Origin of the sequence: Nocardia sp. 852002-20019_SCH5090214 (assembly GCF_001665865.1) — a bacterium.
GTDB lineage: Bacteria > Actinomycetota > Actinomycetes > Mycobacteriales > Mycobacteriaceae > Nocardia > Nocardia nova.
Genome location: NZ_LZMK01000114.1, coordinates 1 through 15,549, shown reverse-complemented (window position 1 = coordinate 15,549; position 15,549 = coordinate 1). Strand labels below are relative to the sequence as shown.

General features: G+C 68.0%; 14 protein-coding genes and 1 pseudogene. 3 read left to right on the top strand and 12 right to left on the bottom strand.

Annotation, left to right across the window (positions count from 1 at the left end; all coding sequences use genetic code 11):
* Window positions 1-138: 138 nt before the first annotated feature.
* The 3 genes and pseudogenes from A5780_RS43045 to A5780_RS09055 all read right to left on the bottom strand — a co-directional run.
* Window positions 139-411: pseudogene (locus A5780_RS43045) on the bottom strand (type VII secretion target); the annotation flags it as partial.
* Window positions 412-488: 77 nt separating this feature from the next.
* A complete protein-coding gene (locus A5780_RS09060) occupies window positions 489-848 on the bottom strand; it encodes a hypothetical protein (protein WP_174554991.1) in 360 nt (119 codons plus the stop codon).
* Window positions 849-1,013: 165 nt separating this feature from the next.
* Window positions 1,014-1,628 carry a TetR/AcrR family transcriptional regulator gene (locus tag A5780_RS09055; protein WP_063015389.1) on the bottom strand — a complete coding sequence of 205 codons (615 nt, stop codon included), beginning with the start codon at window positions 1,626-1,628 and terminating at the stop codon, window positions 1,014-1,016.
* An 83-nt stretch (window positions 1,629-1,711) separates the two neighbouring features.
* Here A5780_RS09055 and A5780_RS09050 point away from each other — a divergent pair, with 83 nt between their 5' ends.
* Entirely contained in the window at window positions 1,712-2,752 is a 1,041-nt protein-coding gene (locus A5780_RS09050) for an aldo/keto reductase (protein ID WP_064908212.1), read from the top strand.
* Between the two features lie 5 nt (window positions 2,753-2,757).
* On the opposite strand, the gene A5780_RS09045 is transcribed toward A5780_RS09050, so the two are convergent.
* The 4 genes from A5780_RS09045 to A5780_RS09030 all read right to left on the bottom strand — a co-directional run bounded on the left by A5780_RS09045 (window position 2,758) and on the right by A5780_RS09030 (window position 10,099).
* Window positions 2,758-7,047, bottom strand: a complete 4,290-nt coding sequence (locus A5780_RS09045) for a bifunctional nitrate reductase/sulfite reductase flavoprotein subunit alpha (protein WP_064908211.1) — start codon at window positions 7,045-7,047, stop codon at window positions 2,758-2,760.
* A 149-nt stretch (window positions 7,048-7,196) separates the two neighbouring features.
* Window positions 7,197-7,901 (bottom strand): demethylmenaquinone methyltransferase, encoded by a 705-nt coding sequence (locus tag A5780_RS09040; RefSeq protein ID WP_063015423.1) that lies wholly within the window; start codon window positions 7,899-7,901, stop codon window positions 7,197-7,199.
* Window positions 7,902-7,979: 78 nt separating this feature from the next.
* Window positions 7,980-8,672, bottom strand: coding sequence for an SGNH/GDSL hydrolase family protein (locus A5780_RS09035; RefSeq protein ID WP_064908227.1), 693 nt, complete (start codon window positions 8,670-8,672; stop codon window positions 7,980-7,982).
* 11 nt (window positions 8,673-8,683) lie between these two features.
* The gene (locus A5780_RS09030; RefSeq protein ID WP_082976357.1) at window positions 8,684-10,099 is read right to left on the bottom strand and encodes an MFS transporter; all 1,416 of its coding nucleotides are present in this window, start codon (window positions 10,097-10,099) and stop codon (window positions 8,684-8,686) included.
* A gap of 125 nt (window positions 10,100-10,224) precedes the next feature.
* On the opposite strand from A5780_RS09030, the gene A5780_RS09025 reads away from it, so the two are divergent.
* Window positions 10,225-10,854, top strand: coding sequence for a TetR/AcrR family transcriptional regulator (locus A5780_RS09025; RefSeq protein ID WP_064908210.1), 630 nt, complete (start codon window positions 10,225-10,227; stop codon window positions 10,852-10,854).
* A gap of 48 nt (window positions 10,855-10,902) precedes the next feature.
* On the opposite strand, the gene A5780_RS09020 is transcribed toward A5780_RS09025, so the two are convergent.
* Together A5780_RS09020 and A5780_RS09015 are read right to left on the bottom strand one after the other, a co-directional pair.
* Window positions 10,903-12,042 carry a glycosyltransferase family 1 protein gene (locus A5780_RS09020; RefSeq protein WP_064907263.1) on the bottom strand — a complete coding sequence of 380 codons (1,140 nt, stop codon included), beginning with the start codon at window positions 12,040-12,042 and terminating at the stop codon, window positions 10,903-10,905.
* Between the two features lie 74 nt (window positions 12,043-12,116).
* Window positions 12,117-12,593 carry a DUF3592 domain-containing protein gene (locus A5780_RS09015; RefSeq protein ID WP_064908209.1) on the bottom strand — a complete coding sequence of 159 codons (477 nt, stop codon included), beginning with the start codon at window positions 12,591-12,593 and terminating at the stop codon, window positions 12,117-12,119.
* A gap of 40 nt (window positions 12,594-12,633) precedes the next feature.
* On the opposite strand from A5780_RS09015, the gene A5780_RS09010 reads away from it, so the two are divergent.
* Window positions 12,634-13,140: a DUF2505 domain-containing protein gene (locus A5780_RS09010; protein WP_063015383.1), complete on the top strand. Its 507-nt coding sequence runs from the start codon at window positions 12,634-12,636 to the stop codon at window positions 13,138-13,140.
* Window positions 13,141-13,203: 63 nt separating this feature from the next.
* Here A5780_RS09010 and A5780_RS09005 read toward each other — a convergent pair whose 3' ends face one another.
* The 3 genes from A5780_RS09005 to A5780_RS08995 form a co-directional block, all read right to left on the bottom strand.
* Window positions 13,204-13,653: a VOC family protein gene (locus A5780_RS09005; protein WP_063015382.1), complete on the bottom strand. Its 450-nt coding sequence runs from the start codon at window positions 13,651-13,653 to the stop codon at window positions 13,204-13,206.
* 9 nt (window positions 13,654-13,662) lie between these two features.
* Window positions 13,663-14,124, bottom strand: coding sequence for a helix-turn-helix transcriptional regulator (locus tag A5780_RS09000; protein WP_030516268.1), 462 nt, complete (start codon window positions 14,122-14,124; stop codon window positions 13,663-13,665).
* A gap of 98 nt (window positions 14,125-14,222) precedes the next feature.
* The gene (locus A5780_RS08995; protein WP_304528417.1) at window positions 14,223-15,233 is read right to left on the bottom strand and encodes an FAD-dependent monooxygenase; all 1,011 of its coding nucleotides are present in this window, start codon (window positions 15,231-15,233) and stop codon (window positions 14,223-14,225) included.
* Window positions 15,234-15,549 lie beyond the last annotated feature (316 nt).

Sequence of the window (15,549 nt, the reverse complement as noted above, 5' to 3'; positions counted from 1 at the left end):
CGTCCGGTCCAGCGGTGACGGCTGGGGCGAACTCGGGGGGACTCCAGGCCGCGGTGGTGGTGGCGAACCGATGAGCCCGTGGGAGTTGGGCCCGTCGCCCGGCGGCGAACTCGGAGCTCCGGCATTTCTGATGCGGTGACCGCTGGTATTCTCCGTGTGCTCCAAGGCATTCGCGGCTTCGATCAGCCTGTCCCGGGCTCGGTCGTGGTTGTCCGCGAGGCGTTCCGCGTTGTCGTGGCGGCGTTGGTAATAGTCCTGTAGCGCGGCGCGCACCGGCTCGGCAATCGTGCCGTAACCGGACGGGAATTCCGATAGCCAGTCGTGTGGAATCTGTCCCCATTCACGGAGCTTCTTCGCACGCCGACCATGGTCCTCGGCCCGCCTTCGCAGGTCATCCGGGTCCTGGTCCATGTAATTCGGCATACTCGGCCGATCCTCCCGCCAGTATTTCCAGTCCTATTGTTCCGCCTTCCCAGAAATGGGGACCGTCAGCGGGAAGTGGTGTCGGACCGTCGCCACTCGGCGACGACCTCCCGCAGCGGCCGTGGGACATGGTCGGGACCGTTCATCGCGATGTGATATTGCCGCCGAGCGTCTTCGGTACTCTCCTTGATCGCCGCAATGATCTCGTGGGCCAACTCCTGGTTACCGAAGCGATCGCAGGTGCCGGGAGCAAGGTACAGGTCCGTCAACCGGCCCTGTGCGTCGACCTCGGGGATGACGAGGCCGCTGGGCGAAGGCCGCCGCGCAACGATCGCGTCGGCTCGTTCCCGCATATCGGCGACTCGGTTCCGCAGTTCACGCGTCATGTCGAGCGCGATCTGCACATCGGGATGTATCTCTCTCATCAATCCTCGCTTGCCCCCGCAGAACGCCACCGCACACACATTCCGAACCCGTCCGAACACACCAAGTGTGGCAACTACCGCGGTCGATGCCGGTTCCATATTCCCGGCGATGGGAACCCTGCTCCCGGCGAATGCTGAGCCGACTGATGAGCTGCGTGTGGACACCTACTTCGGGTGAAACAGGCCTGCGGTGGCCGCTGCCGCCGCGGCGTCGGCGGCGGTCACCGCCACCGCATCGTCGATCGGGTCGCCGGAGATCAGGAAGCGGTAGTACAGCGGGGCGGAGACCGCGGAAACCACTGCGCGCGTATCGGTTCCGGGGGCGAGTTCGCCCCGTTCCATCGCGGCCGCGACGCACGGCTCCCATTCGGTGATCCGCACGTCGTAGAACCGGTGCAGGGCCGCGGTGGTTTCGGGGTCGCAGATGGCCGCGGCCACAAGTGCTTTGAACAGTGGCCCCTGACGTGGATCGGTCAGGGTGCGCGCGACGAGGCGCGCATTGGCGGTGAGGTCGCCGCGCAGCGATCCGGTGTCGGCATGCGGCAGTGAGGTTTCCGCCATGTCGGTGAGCAGGTCTGCCACCAGCCCGGCCGGGGTGCGCCAGCGGCGGTAGACGGTGGTCTTGCCGACCTCCGCGCGGGCCGCCACCTCGGCGAGGTCGAGTTCGGCGAAGCCGCGTTCGGCCAGCAGATCCCCGGCCGCGCGCAGGACGGACTCACGGACGCGGGCCGTGCGCCCCCCCGGGCGCACCGAGCCGGGTGCGGCGGTGTCCGAGCTCATAACGGTCCTCCAGTTTCATTAGCGTCCGATCGAGTGTATCGTCTCTGCTATTAATGAAACTTCAGTTCCGTTAGGGGTTGATCATGGACTATCGTCGACTGGGTGCCTCGGGTCTGCTCGTTCCGGCTCTCAGCTTCGGGGCGGGCACCTTCGGTGGCCGCGGTGAACTGTTCGGCGCGTGGGGCGATACCGACGCCCAGCAGGCGCGCCGGATGGTCGATGTGGCGCTGGAGGCCGGCGTCACGATGTTCGACACCGCGGACGTGTACTCCGACGGCGCCTCGGAAGAGATTCTGGGCCAGGCGATTCGCGGCCGCCGGGATCGAGTTCTGCTGTCCACCAAGGCGGGCCTGCCCACCGGGCCCGGAGCCGCCGAGGCGGGATCGGGACGTTCCCGGCTCATCACGGCCGTCGATACCGCGCTGCGCCGGCTCGGCACCGACTACCTCGATCTGTTCCAGCTGCACGCCTTCGACGCCGCGACGCCGGTCGAGGAGGTGCACGACACCCTCGCTGATCTGGTGCGCGCCGGGAAGATCCGTTACCTGGGCGCCTCGAATTTCGCGGGCTGGCAGCTCATGAAATCGCTGGCGGCGGCCGACCGGGGCGGTCATCCGCGATACGTCGCCCATCAGGTCTACTACTCGCTCGTCGGCCGCGACTACGAGTGGGAGCTGATGCCGCTCGGCCGTGATCAAGGCGTCGGCGCGATGGTGTGGAGCCCGCTGGGCTGGGGCCGGCTGACCGGCAAAATCCGGCGCGGACAACCACTTCCGGCGGGCAGCCGGCTGCACCGCACCGCCGAGGCCGGACCGCCGGTGAACGACGAACTGCTCTACGACGTCGTGGACGTCCTCGACGAACTCGCCGCCGAAACCGGGAAATCCGTCCCGCAGATCGCCCTGAACTGGCTGCTCTCCCGCCCGACCGTCGCGACGGTCATCGTCGGCGCCCGCAACGAGGAACAGTTGCGTCAGAACCTCGGCGCGGTCGGCTGGCAACTCGACCCCGAGCAACTGGCCCGTCTGGACAAGATCAGCGCCGTGACGCCGCCGTATCCGTACTACCCCTACTACCGCTTGCCGGATTTCGCGCGCCTCAACCCGCCGATCGTCGCCGCGTAGCGCGCTCAGTACACGTCGCGCACGTACCGCTTCTCCGCGGTCAGCTGCTTCTTGAAGGCCAGCGCCGCATCCTCGTCGAGGTTGCCGTGGATGCGGGCGATCTTCAGGAGGGCGTCGTCGACGTCGCGGGCCATGCGCGCGGCGTCGCCGCAGACGTACAGGTGGGCGCCGTCGCGCAACCACGCCCACAGCTCCGCGCCGTGCTCGATCATGCGGTGCTGCACGTAGATCCGTTCGCGCTGGTCCCGCGAGAACGCGAGGTCGAGCCGGGTGAGGAAGCCCGAGCGGAACATGTCCTCGAGTTCGGTGCGGTAGTAGAAGTGGTCCTGGGCGTGCTGATCGCCGAAGAACAACCAGTTGCGCCCGCGGCATCCCAGCGCGCGGCGTTCGTGCAGGAAGCCGCGGAACGGCGCGATGCCGGTGCCCGGGCCCACCATGATCATCGGCGCGTTCGGATCCAACGGCGGGCGGAAATGCGGTGCGCGCTGCAGGAATACGGGTACGCCACCGGTTTCGTCGCGGTCGGCGAGGAAGGTGGAGCAGACTCCGCCGCGCGGGTCCTCGGCCGCGCCGTAGCGCACCACGCCGACGGTGAGCTGTACCTCGCGCGGACTCACCAGCGGGCTCGACGAAATCGAATATTGCCGCGGTTGCAGCTTTTTCAGCACCGAGAGCCACTCCACCAGATCGGCCCGCACGGGAAAGTCGCGCAGGACGTCGACGGCATGGCGATCCCACAGATAGCGGTCCAGTTCGTTGCGGTTGTCGCGGCGCAGCAGTTTCGCCAACTGCTGACCGGGATTGCGGGCGGCGATGAAGGACAGCAGATCGCCACTGATCTTGGTGATGTCGAAATGCGTGCGTAGTGCCGATTCCAGCGGCACGTCGCGGCCGTCGATCTCCACCGGCCGGGCGCCGTCGAGCCCGGTCGCCGCCAGCCAATTCCGCACGGCGGCAACCCCGTTCGAGGGCCATATGCCGAGGCTGTCGCCGACCTCGTAGCCGGCGTCCAGACCGCTCAGGTCGAAACCGAACTGCCGCACCTCCTTGCCGGATCCGGGCCGCGACAGCAGTTCGTTGCGGACCAGCGGGGCCAGGACCGGAGCGTTGCGGGTGAACGGCGCGGGGATCGAGCGGGGGGCGCGGGTGGGCGCGGGGGAGCGGGCCTCGACGCGGTCGAGCACGCGCACACCGAGCCCCGCGGGCGCGCCGGCACGACCGCCGCCGGTGGACGGCACTACACCCCCGGAGCCGCCGGACGTCTCGGCCACACCGCTACCGCTGGGCGCACCCGCACCATGGTCGCCGGTGGGCGCATTCCCGCGACCGTCACCCAGCGCGGCGAGGACCGCGGCGGTCCACTCGTTCGACAGATCATCGTGATCCGGTTCGCTGTCGACGCGATCCAGCAAGCGGACACCGCCCCGTTCGGACAGCAGCCGATCCACCTTGCGGCCGTAACCGCAGAAATCGTCGTAGGAGGAGTCGCCGAGGGCGAAGATGCCGTACCGCAGATCGTTGAACCGAATCCCACTGTCCTGCAGCCGATCCCAGAAGTCGGCGGCATTGTCCGGTGGGCCGCCGTCGCCGAAGGTGCTGGTGACGAGCAGTACGTCACCGGTCAGCTCGGGCAGATCGCACGCGTTCATCTCGACCAGCCGGGGCGCGTGCCCGCGTTCGGCGAGCGCCGCCGCCACCGTCGCGGCCAATTCTTCGGCGGTACCGGTCTGGGAAGCCCACAGCACGGTCACCGGCCGTTGCTGTGGACCGACCGGCGCGGCGGGTGAGGGTGCTGCCACTGTGGCGCCGGGCGGAGAGCCCGCCGCCCGCGAGTACATCCCCGCCAGCAGCCCGTCGATCCACCAGCGGCTGCGGTCGGACAGCGGCGCCGATTCCGGGAGGACGGGCTGTCCCTGAACCGGAAGCGATTGCAGCGCGGCCAGATACCCGCCCAGATAGATCCGCTCCGCCTCGCTGAGCATGGGCGCGCGCGCGGAATCGAGTCCCAGCATGGCGGCGAGTGGATGCGATGCCGGCGCGCCGCCGGATGTGATCGGGCTGCCGCCCGCGGCGTCGACACGGTGGTCCGGTTCGGTGCCGCCCCGGTTGTCCTCGTCGATGCCGTCGCGGGTGTCCCGGGCGGGGCCGACGCGTCGCAGCGTCACCGCGCACACCTTGAATTCCGGTTGTAGCGAATCCTGATCCACGGCATCGTTGGTCACGGCATTGATCGTCAGATATTCGCCCTGCTCGTCGTTCCAGTGGAACGGTGCGAAACACGAACCCGGTCGCACCCGATCGGTGATCCGTACCGGCAGCACGGCTCGGCCACGGCGAGAAGCGATGTCGATCTGGTCGCCGGGACGCACATCCAGCGCGCGCGCATCGTCGGGATGCACTTCGAGAAACGGCGCCGGATTCAATTTGTTCAACTTCGCGACCCGGCCGGTTTTGGTCATCGTGTGCCATTGATGTTGGACGCGACCGGTGTTCAGGACGAAGGGATAGTCGTCGTCGGGCATTTCGGCGGCCGCCATATGCGGCCGGGGCCAGAACACGGCGCGGCCGCTCGCGGTGGGAAAGGCCGGCGCACCCGCATAGCCGGTGCGATAGCGAATCGGATTGCGGCGCTGCGCGGAATCGGCACAGGGCCACTGCATCGGCCCCTCGCGCAGTGCGGCGTAACTCATTCCGCTCAGGTCGTATCCGGTCGCCGGATTCGCGAAGCCACGGATTTCGTCGAAGATCTCGGCGCTGGAGCGGTAGTCGAATCCGTCGAAGCCCATCGCCGTCGCGATCCGAGCGATCCATTCCCAATCCGGCAGTGCCGCGCCGAGCGGATCCACCGAATGCTGCAGGAGGGTGACCGTGCGTTCGGAATTGACCATCACGCCGTCGGATTCGGCCCACAGCGCCGCCGGCAGCAGCAGATCGGCATAGGCATTGGTCGCGGTGTCGAGATAGGCGTCCTGGGTGATCACCAATTCCGCCGCCTCCAGACCGGCGATGACGGTTTTGCGATTCGCCACCGAGGCCACCGGATTACTGCAGATGATCCAGCACGCCTTGATGGTTCCCTCGGCCAGTTCCCGGAACATCTCGATCGTGCCGCGTCCGGATTCGGCGCGAATCGTGCCGGGCGGCAGGTGCCATGCGGTTTCGACGAAGCGGCGGTCGGCCTCCACAAGGGCACTGCGCTGGCCGGGCAAACCCGGACCCATGTAGCCCATTTCCCGCCCGCCCATGGCATTCGGCTGCCCGGTCAGCGAGAACGGACCGCTGCCGGGCCGGCAGATGGCGCCGGTGGCCAGATGCAGATTGCAGACGGCATTGGTATTCCACGTGCCGTGGGTGGACTGATTGAGTCCCATCGTCCACAGCGTCATCCAGTCACCGGCCGCGCCGATCCACGCGGCGGCGGTGCGAATATCGTCCGCGGCCAGTCCGGTGATCTCGGCGACGCGGTCCGGTGGATAGTCGGCGAGAAACTGCGGCATCGCCTCCCAGCCCTCGGTGTGCGCGGCGATGAATTCGGTGTCGATATCGCCGTTGCCGACCAGCAGGTGCAGCAATCCGTTCAGCAGCGCCAGATCGGTGCCGGGTCTGATCTGCAGGAAGAGATCGGCCCGGGCGGCGGTGTCGGTCCGCCGCGGATCCACCACGATCAGTTTGGCCCCGGCCTTGAGCCGATCGGCCATGCGCAGGAACAGAATCGGATGACAGTCGGCCATATTCGAGCCGATCACGAAGAACAGATCGGCACGGTCGAGGTCGTCGTAGGAACCCGGCGGGCCGTCGGCGCCCAGCGATTGTTTGTATCCGGTGCCCGCGCCGGCCATGCACAGCCGTGAATTGGATTCGATATTGATCGTGCGCAGGTAGCCCTTTGCGAGTTTGTTCGCCAGATACTGCGCTTCCAGCGACATCTGCCCGGAGACGTAGAGCGCGACGGCATCGGGACCGTATTCGTCGACGATCGCGCGCAACCGCTGTGCCGCCTGCCGCACGGCCTCCTCGACGGCCAGTTCGACCGGTTCCCGTCCGCGCTGGGGCCGGTGCAGGGCGGTCGTCATCCGCCCGGGCGCACGCATCAATTCGAGGTGGGTGGCGCCTTTGGTGCACAGCCGCCCGGAGTTGACCGGATGCAGTTTGTCGCCGCTCACCTTCGCGATGACGGGTGCGCCGGCGGCGTTCCGCTCGGTCTGCACCGTGATGCCGCAGCCCACGCCGCAGTAGGAGCACGCGGTCCGGACGGTGCTCGTGGAGTTCTCGGCGCTCGACACATCCCCGATGATGGCGAGCCGCCGTTGCGACGGATTTACCGAACGTTATCGGCAGATGACGAAAATCCTCACCACTTCGGCATCTGCACGGTGAGATTTCCGGTTCACGCCCGGTCGGGCGCCGTTTCCGCGGGCGAGACCACGGCGTGCGGTGAGCTACTTCACCCCAGTTTGTAACCGCGATGCAGTGCGACGATGCCGCCGGTCAGATTGCGCCACTGCACCGACGACCAGCCGGCATCGGCGATCCGCATCGCCAACTGCCGCTGATTGGGCCACGCCCGGATCGATTCGGCCAGGTAGACGTAGGCGTCCGGATTGCTGCTGACGGCCTCGGCGACCTTCGGCAGCACCTTCATCAGGTATTCCATGTAGATCGTGCGGAACGGCCCGAAGACCGGGGTGGAGAACTCCGCCACGACCAGGCGTCCGCCCGGTTTGGTGACGCGCAGCATCTCGCGCAGGGCGGCGTCCGGTTCGGAGACGTTGCGCAGGCCGTAGGAGATGGCGACCGCATCGAAGGAGTCGTCGGCGAACGGCAGGGCGGTGGCGTCGCCGTTCACCATCGGCACCCGGCGGAACCGCCCCGCCTCCAACATGCCCTTGGAGAAGTCCACGGCCAGGCACCAGGCGCCCGACTTCGCGAATTCGGCGGTGGAGACGCCGGTTCCGGCCGCCAGGTCCAGCACCCGTTCCCCGGGCCGCAGGGCCAGCGCCCGGCGGGTGGCCCAGCGCCAATAGCGGTCCTGCCCGCCGGTGAGCACCGTATTGGTCAGGTCGTACCGCTTCGCGACCCCGTCGAACATGGACGCGACCTCATGCGGTTGCTTGTCCAACGAGGCCCGAAACGACTCTGTCTTCGCCACGGAAGTGACCCTAGCGTCCGCCGCCCGGGGCAGGGACGCGGGCCGGTGCGCGATCACGGGGAGGATTGGGCGCCTGCGCTATTCGATCGTCCGGCTCGACAGTGCGTAGGTCAGATGCTTGACCATCTCGGTCGCCAGCACCGCCTGACCGGAGGTCGAGAAGTGGATGCGATCCGCGCTGAGCAGGTTGTCGCGATCGTTGACCGGGTGATCCCACATGTCGACGACGACCGCCCCGTAGTCGGCGGCGATTCGGCGGGTGAGGTCGTTCATGGTGCGAATTCGCTCTGGCCAGTCCGGAAACGCCGGTACGACATAGGCGCTTGCGAGAGTGAACGTCGTCAGCAGGGCGCCGGTGCCCGCCGCGACGTCGTACATTCGCCGCATCGCTGTGTCGATCTCGTCGAAGTCGGGATCGCGCCGCGTGATGTCGTTCGGACCGCACGGCAGATGCAGCAGGTCCGGACGGAAGTCCACGATGCGGTCGAGTTGGCGGGCCGAGGTCTGCGCCGTGGTGGCCCCGACCTTCGCCGTACAGAGATAGCGCAGGTCCGGGCGTACGCGCCGCAGTACTTTCACGAGTCGCTCGGGCCAGCCCGCGTTCGAGTAGCCCGGCGTGGGATCGCCGACGCCGGCCGACAGACTGTCGCCGGCCACGGCGAATCGTCGCCACGGCACATCGAACAGCAATGCGGCCGCGGTGGTCTCGGAGAGGCAGAGCGGATCGGATTCCTCGGCCGTGGCGGCGGAGGTGATCGGGGGATTCGACATGATGACCTGCTTCATTTCGAGCGACGGGCACGAGGCGTGATCCCGAATGCCGTTGCCACGCCGACGACGGCTACGACCGCGACGAACAGCCAGCCGTGCCGGAAAGCGGTCACCATCCGGTCGGTGGTGTCCAGCGATCCGAGCAGCGCGATCAGCACCGCGACGCCCAGGACGTAGCCGAGTTGGCGGGCGGTGTTCACCACGGCGCTGCCGGTGGCCGACCGTTCCGGCGGCAGATCGACGGCGGCGGAGGCGATCATCGTGGGCAGGGCGAGACCGATTCCGATGCCGGAGATCACCCACCCCGGCAGAACCGCGGTCGCGTACTGCACCGGAGTGGCGGCTGTGAACAGCACCAGCAGGACGCCGGCCGCGAACAGCGCATTGCCCAGGGCCACAACGACTCCCGCCGGTATCCGCCGGATCAGTCGCTGGCTTACGGCGGCGAAGATCGGCACCATGATCGGGCCGGGGACGATGGCGAGCCCGGTTTCGATCGTGCCGAAACGGGCCGCGTTCTCGAGCCACAGCGTGATGCTCAGGAACCACGCCCCGAATGCCGTGCAGAAGGCCAGCACGGTGGCGTTGGCCCAGGCGAACGTCGGCACCCGGAACAGGTCCGGCGGCACCACCGGATCCGGATGCCGGCGCATCCGCAGCACGAACAGGACCGCGCCGAGCACCGCCACGGCCGATGCCGTCCACGTCGCGCCGCCGGTCCACGCATCGCTTTCGACCAGCGCCAGCGACAGCGCCCCGATCGCCACGATCAACGCCACCACCCCGAGCAGATCGGGCACGCGGGCGGAGGTGCGCTGCGCGAGATTCGGCACCAGCCATACGGCCGCGAGCCCGGTCACCACACCCACCGGCAGATTGATCAGAAAGACCCAGCGCCAGGAGATCTCGACCAGCGCTCCGCCGACCACCGGGTCGCAGGCCGCGGCGAACGAACTCGTCGTGGCCCAGATCTTCACCGCGCCCGGCACCCGCGCCGGCGGCAGCACCGTGAGCAGCAACCCCAGACCGGCCGGTGTCAGGGCCGCGGCGCCCACCGCCTGCAGCAGCCGGAACGCCACCAGCGCCCACAGCGTCGGAGCCGCGGCACAGGCCACGCTCGCCGCGGTGAAAAGGCCGAGGCCGGAAAGGAATCCGGCCTTGCGGCCGAAACGATCGGAGAATCGGCCCGCCGGAATCAACAGGGCCGCGTAGACGATCGCGTAGCCGTTGAGCACCCAGCTCACATCGGCCAGTGACGATCCCCGGTAGGACTCGCCGATCTTCGTGAAGGCCACGTTCACCACGAAGACGTCGAGCATCGCCACGAATGCGGCCGAGCACAGGATCCACACGATCGCCGTCGAACGGTCCCGGACCGGCGTGGATTCGTCCGCGGTCACGGACTGTTCGGCTGTTACGCCATCCATCAGGCATCCCTTCTCGTCACCATCGGCGGTGCCGTCGAGCGCCGATGTGATCGAAAGAATACGGTCGACCGTATGTTTAATGCAATAGGTCGATTCGCGGCGATCGGTGACATACGATCGACCGTATGGTCGTATCCGAGGAGCGCGAGACAGCGGAAAGTGCCGATCAGCGGCTACGCCGCGGTGCGCGCTCGCGCCGCGCGGTGACCCGCCGTGCGATCGAGATCGCCTCGGTGGACGGACTCGACGGGCTGAGTTTCGGCCGGTTGGCCGAGGATCTCGAGGTCAGCAAGGCCGGCATCCAGACCCTGTTCCGAACCAAGGAGAAGCTGCAACTCGCGACCGTCGACGCGGCGCGGGAGGTGTTCGTGGAGACCGTCGTCCGTCCGGCGCGGGACGCCCCGGCGGGCATCGCGCGGCTTCGCGCCCTCGTCGACCGATGGATCGACTATGTCGAGCGCCCGGTATTTCCCGGCGGATGCTTCTTGGGCGCGAATCTGCCCATTTTCGACAGCCGGCCGGGGCCGGTCCGCGACGCATTGCGCGAACAGCAGCGCGACTGGGTCGCCGTTCTGGCAGCGCAGTTCCGGCGCGCGGTCGACGCCGGCGAGATCGCCGACGTGGATCCCGAGGCGGCCGGCTTCGAGGTCGCGGCCGTCCTGAATGCCGTCAACGTCGCGTTGCGCCTCGGCGACGACGACAGCGTGGCGATGGCACGAGGGGTCATCGACCGTCTGCTCCGGAAGGCAGCCTGAACCGTCGGGCGCGCCGGGTCGTCTCTGGATCGCCTGCGATACGGCGTTTCACGCGCTGCGGTGCAGAGCTTCCTGCCCGCCGATCACCTCGTGATAGTGCCCCATCAACTCGGTGCAGATCGCGGGCCAGGTGCGGTGCAGCACCGATTTGCGTGCCGCGCCGGCGAATCGGGCTCGCAACGCCGGATCACGAAGCGCCGCAACCGCACTCGGCAGCAGTTCCGCGAAGCGGTCGACGGGAAGCAGATATCCGTTGCGGCAGTGGGCGATCAGATCGCGCGGACCGCCGGCATCGGGTCCGATCACGGGAGTGCCGCAGGCCAGCGCCTCCTGCACGCCCTGGCAGAAGGTCTCATGCTCGCCCGGGTGAACCATCAGGTCCAGGCTCGCATAGGCCTGGGCGAGTTCGGCGCCGCCGAGTTCGCCGGTGAAGACGGCCGTCGGCAGCAGGCGTTGCAGATGCGCTCGCTCCGGTCCGTCGCCGACCACGACCAGCCGGATATCAGGATCGTTCGCCAGCGCGGCGAGACGTTCGACATGTTTCTCCGGCGCCAACCGGCCGACGAATCCGACCACCAGGCGGTCGCCGTCCGCCCACCGCGCGTGCACGTCGGCGTCGCGTGCGCCGGGTGTGAACCGCACGGCATCCACGCCACGGGCCCAGCGGTGCACGCGGGCGATACCGTGCCGCTCGAGGTCGTCCATCGCCGCTGTCGAGGGCGCCAGGGTGCGCGCCGCGCGATTGTGGATGCGCCGCGTCCACGCCCACGCCGCCCGGTGTGCCGCGCCCAATCCGTAGCTGGCCGCGAATCCGGCGACATCGGTCTGATACACGGCCACGGCCGGCAGATCCAGGCGCAAGGCGGCCGCCGCACCCCCCGCACCGAGCAGAAACGGCGAGGCCAGATGCACCACATCGGCATCGAAATCCTCGATCGCCGAGGTCAGCAGCGGTTGCGGCAGGCCTACCGGGAGTGAACTGACCCGGGGCACCATGACCGCCGGCACCCGGATCACCGGAAAGCGGCCGTACGAGCGAGGTGCCGCGGCCTGGCCGCGGGGAGTGTCCGGGGCGATGACGAGCGCATCGTGTCCGTTGCGGTCCAGGTGGGCCAGGACCTGCAGCACGGAGTTCACGACACCGTTCATATTCGGCAGAAACGATTCGGAGACGATCGCTACACGCACACCTGCAGTGTGCGATGCGCGGCACGCCAGGACACCACACCCATGTGACGGATGTGCGAAGTTCGGGCGAACAGCTAGCCGGAGGTGCGCACCGAACGGCGCTCGAAGCGGCGCACCACCAGCAGCACCGGCAGCGCCAGCACCCACACCACCACGATCACCGACAGCGCCGGAATGACCGCGACCCGGGCGTCGCGCCCGGCGACCCGGACCAATTCCGGGTCGCTGCGGCTGTATTCGACATTGATCCGCTCACCGGCGGTGAGTTTGGTGGGATACAGCACCCCCACCTTCGGATTGTGTGTGACACCGTCCGGCGTCACGTAGGTGACCGCGGAGCGCAGCCGGCCCGCCGACAATACTTCCGCGCTGGTCACGCCCTTGTCGGAGCTGATCAACATGTCGTCGCGCCAGGCCGCCAGCACCAGCAGTACGGCCAGCACGCTCACCGCGGTGGCGATCACCACGAGGGTGATCCGGGTCCGGCGCAGCCGAGGCGAACCGGCAACGGCTCGGTGCTCGCGCGCAGCAGACTCGGTGGTTTCCGACACCGCAACAGGCTATTGCATGCTTCCGATAGCGTGTGCGCTCATGTCCCGAAACTTCCGCTTCACCGTGTCATACACCGTCCCGGTCGAGGAATTGCACCGGGCGCTCACCAGCGACGAATTCTGGCAGGCCCGCTTCGAGGGCGCACAGACCGCGACCATCGAACTGGCGCACCCGAACGGGCCCGGCACCATCCATCTGCGCATGACCGAGACGGCCCGCCAGGATAAGGTTCCAGCCATCGTCCGCAAGGTGCTCAAGGCCGAGCTGGTGCTCGAACGCACCGACGACTGGGGTCCGCTGGAGGGCAATTCCGCTGCGGGCACCTTCTCGGCGACCTCCTCGGGCATCTCCTCCGAGATGACCGGCAAATACCTGCTGCGGGCCGCGGGCACCGGCTCCGAACTGGAGGTCAGCGGCAGCGTGAAGGTGAAGGTGCCGCTGGTCGGCGGGGCCATCGAGCCACTGGCCGAACAGTTGCAGCACCGGGTGGTGAACAGCGAGCGCAAATTCGTCGAGCAGTACTTCGCCGCCAAATCCGGGACATAGATCCGGCACATCGCGGAAAGTGGGTGCGAGCAGCGCGGCCGCTCGCACCCGTCGCACGATCGGCTACTGCGCCCCCGGACCGAAAGCGCCGCCGTCGAATTCACGCTGTTCGACCAGGACGAGCCAATTTCCGGAGTTGTCGCGCAGCACCGCTTCCACGCCGTACGGGCGCTCGGCGGGCGGCTGCACGAAGTCGACGCCCTTGGCGGTGAGCTCCTCGTAGGCCTTCTGGCAGTCCTCGGTGCGCAACCCCAGCGCGCCCATGGTGCCGTTGCCGAGTGAGCGGCGGATCGCCTCGGCCATCGTCTCGTCGAGCGGCGGCCCCGGCACCATCAGCGTCACCTCGAGTTCGGGGTGATCCGGTTGGGCCACGGTGACCCAGCGGAAACCGTTGTCGCCCATGGAGATATCGGCGGTTTCCACGAAGCCCAGCTTGTCGATGTACCACTGCTTGGCCGCGGACTGATCGGTCACATACACGGTGACCAGCGATACGTTGGTGATGGTCGTCATGAGCTCAGGCTATGAGCCCGCGGCGCCCGCCGGCTTCTCCGAAATTGCGCCACCGGGATCGGGCGCGGGCTCCGGCGGTTTCCGATCGGAGAGCCCGTGCATGAACACATAACACCCCGGAATGCGCGGGACTCCGTCCGCCGCGAATTTCGCCTGATAGGCCGACGGCGTCATCCCCACCAGTTCGGTGAATTTGCGGCTGAACGAGCCCAGGCTGGTGTACCCGACCAGCATGCACGCCTCGGTCACGGTGATGTTGGTGGCGCGCAACAGGTCCTGCGCGCGTTCGATGCGCCGCTCGGCCAGATACAGCGCGGGGGTGCGGCCGTAGGTGGCGGCGAAACAGCGCAGGAAGTGATATTTCGACACCCCCGCGGTCGCGGCCAGCTCGTCCACGTCGAGGGGACGGGCGTATTCGCGATCCACCAGATCCCGCGCCCGGCGCAGATGCGGCAGCAGGTCCTCCGGCACCGACGGCGTTCGATCGCGACGCGGACGTGCGCCGCCGCGGTCGTTCTCGCTGCGACTGTCCACGCTGCCTCCTGCCCGCCCGTCGGTGCCGCGTATCGCTAGCTGAACGGCGCCGGATCGTCGAAACGCAGCGATGCCCGGCCCGCCGCCCGCCAGGCCCTGGCAGTGAGGTCGGCATCCTCCTCGTCGACGAGATTGCCCATCACCCGCACGGCCGTGCGCTGCAGCAGCGCCGAGCGCATCACCGGCGGTCCGCCGGTCGGCACCATCCGCGGGTGGGTGGCCAGCGCCGCGATCCGGCGGGCCACCGAGAAGGTGCGCCCGTAGCGGGCCCGCAGCAGATCCGGCCACACCGTGGTCAGATCCGGTTCGCCGAGCAGTCCGGACAGCAGATGCCCGCCCTCGAGCCCGTAGTCGATGCCCTCGCCGTTGAGCGGATTCACACATCCGGCGGCATCGCCCACCAGCACCCAGTTGCGGCCCGCGATATTGGACACCGCCCCGCCCATCGGCAGCAGCGCCGAGGCGACGGCCCGCGCCTCGCCCTCGAACTGCCACTCCGGCCGGCGCAGCGAAACATAATGCTGCAGAAGCGGTTTCAGCGCGATATGCGAAGGCCGGCGTTCGGTGGCCAGTGAGCCGACGCCGATGTTGACCTCGCCGTTGCCGAGCGGGAACACCCAGCCGTAGCCGGGCACCAGACCGCCTTCGGCATCACGCAATTCCAGATGCGACGTGATCCATTCGTCGTCGCTGCGGGCGGAGCGGATGTAGGCGCGTGCGGCCACGCCGTAGGCGAAGCGGCGATGCCAGACGCGGCCCAGCAACTTCCCGACCGGCGAGCGCACCCCGTCGGCGACGATGAGGATGTCGCAGCGGATTTCCCGCGCGCCCGATTCGGTCTGCACGGTGACACCGGTGACCCGATCGTCCGCGCGCGCCAGGTGCAGCGCGGCTTCCAGCAGGAAGTCCTCCCCATCGGAGAGCTCGCTGACCAGCAGCTTCTCCACCTCGTCGAGCCCGTTGCGCACGGTCGCCGCGAGCTCGGGATCGCCGAGATCGACCCCGGCAACCACGGTGCTTTCATCGCTCACAGCCGATGCACTCATGTCTTCTCCCAATGCCGCGTCCGTCCCCACACCGAAGAACCTAGCGTGTTGCCCTCCCCGCTCCCATGAACACCGTCACTCTGCCTGTGGCCTCCGCTTCGCTCCGGCGGGTTTTCGGCCCCTTGGGCCTCGATTTTTCCCTCCTCCGCTCAGTCGCTGCGCTCCCTCGCTCCGTCGGTCCAAAATCGAGGCGGGCCGAAAACTGGGTTGGAGCGCCGTCCCGGAAGTGCATACCCAGAAGTCGGGTTGATTCATGGCCACCGTGCGAGTTTAAGGCGTGCCCACCCTAAAAGCTGTATCTTCGGCCTACGCTTCG

Bases quoted from the DNA above. Each gene is read 5' to 3' on its own strand.
- A5780_RS09060 (WP_174554991.1), bottom strand. From the start codon at position 848: ATGAGAGAGATACATCCCGATGTGCAGATCGCGCTCGACATGACGCGT.
- A5780_RS09055 (WP_063015389.1), bottom strand. From the start codon at position 1,628: ATGAGCTCGGACACCGCCGCACCCGGCTCGGTGCGCCCGGGGGGGCGC.
- A5780_RS09050 (WP_064908212.1), top strand. From the start codon at position 1,712: ATGGACTATCGTCGACTGGGTGCCTCGGGTCTGCTCGTTCCGGCTCTC.
- A5780_RS09035 (WP_064908227.1), bottom strand. From the start codon at position 8,672: ATGTCGAATCCCCCGATCACCTCCGCCGCCACGGCCGAGGAATCCGAT.
- A5780_RS09030 (WP_082976357.1), bottom strand. From the start codon at position 10,099: ATGGATGGCGTAACAGCCGAACAGTCCGTGACCGCGGACGAATCCACG.
- A5780_RS09025 (WP_064908210.1), top strand. From the start codon at position 10,225: ATGGTCGTATCCGAGGAGCGCGAGACAGCGGAAAGTGCCGATCAGCGG.
- A5780_RS09010 (WP_063015383.1), top strand. From the start codon at position 12,634: ATGTCCCGAAACTTCCGCTTCACCGTGTCATACACCGTCCCGGTCGAG.
- A5780_RS09005 (WP_063015382.1), bottom strand. From the start codon at position 13,653: ATGACGACCATCACCAACGTATCGCTGGTCACCGTGTATGTGACCGAT.
- A5780_RS08995 (WP_304528417.1), bottom strand. From the start codon at position 15,233: ATGAGTGCATCGGCTGTGAGCGATGAAAGCACCGTGGTTGCCGGGGTC.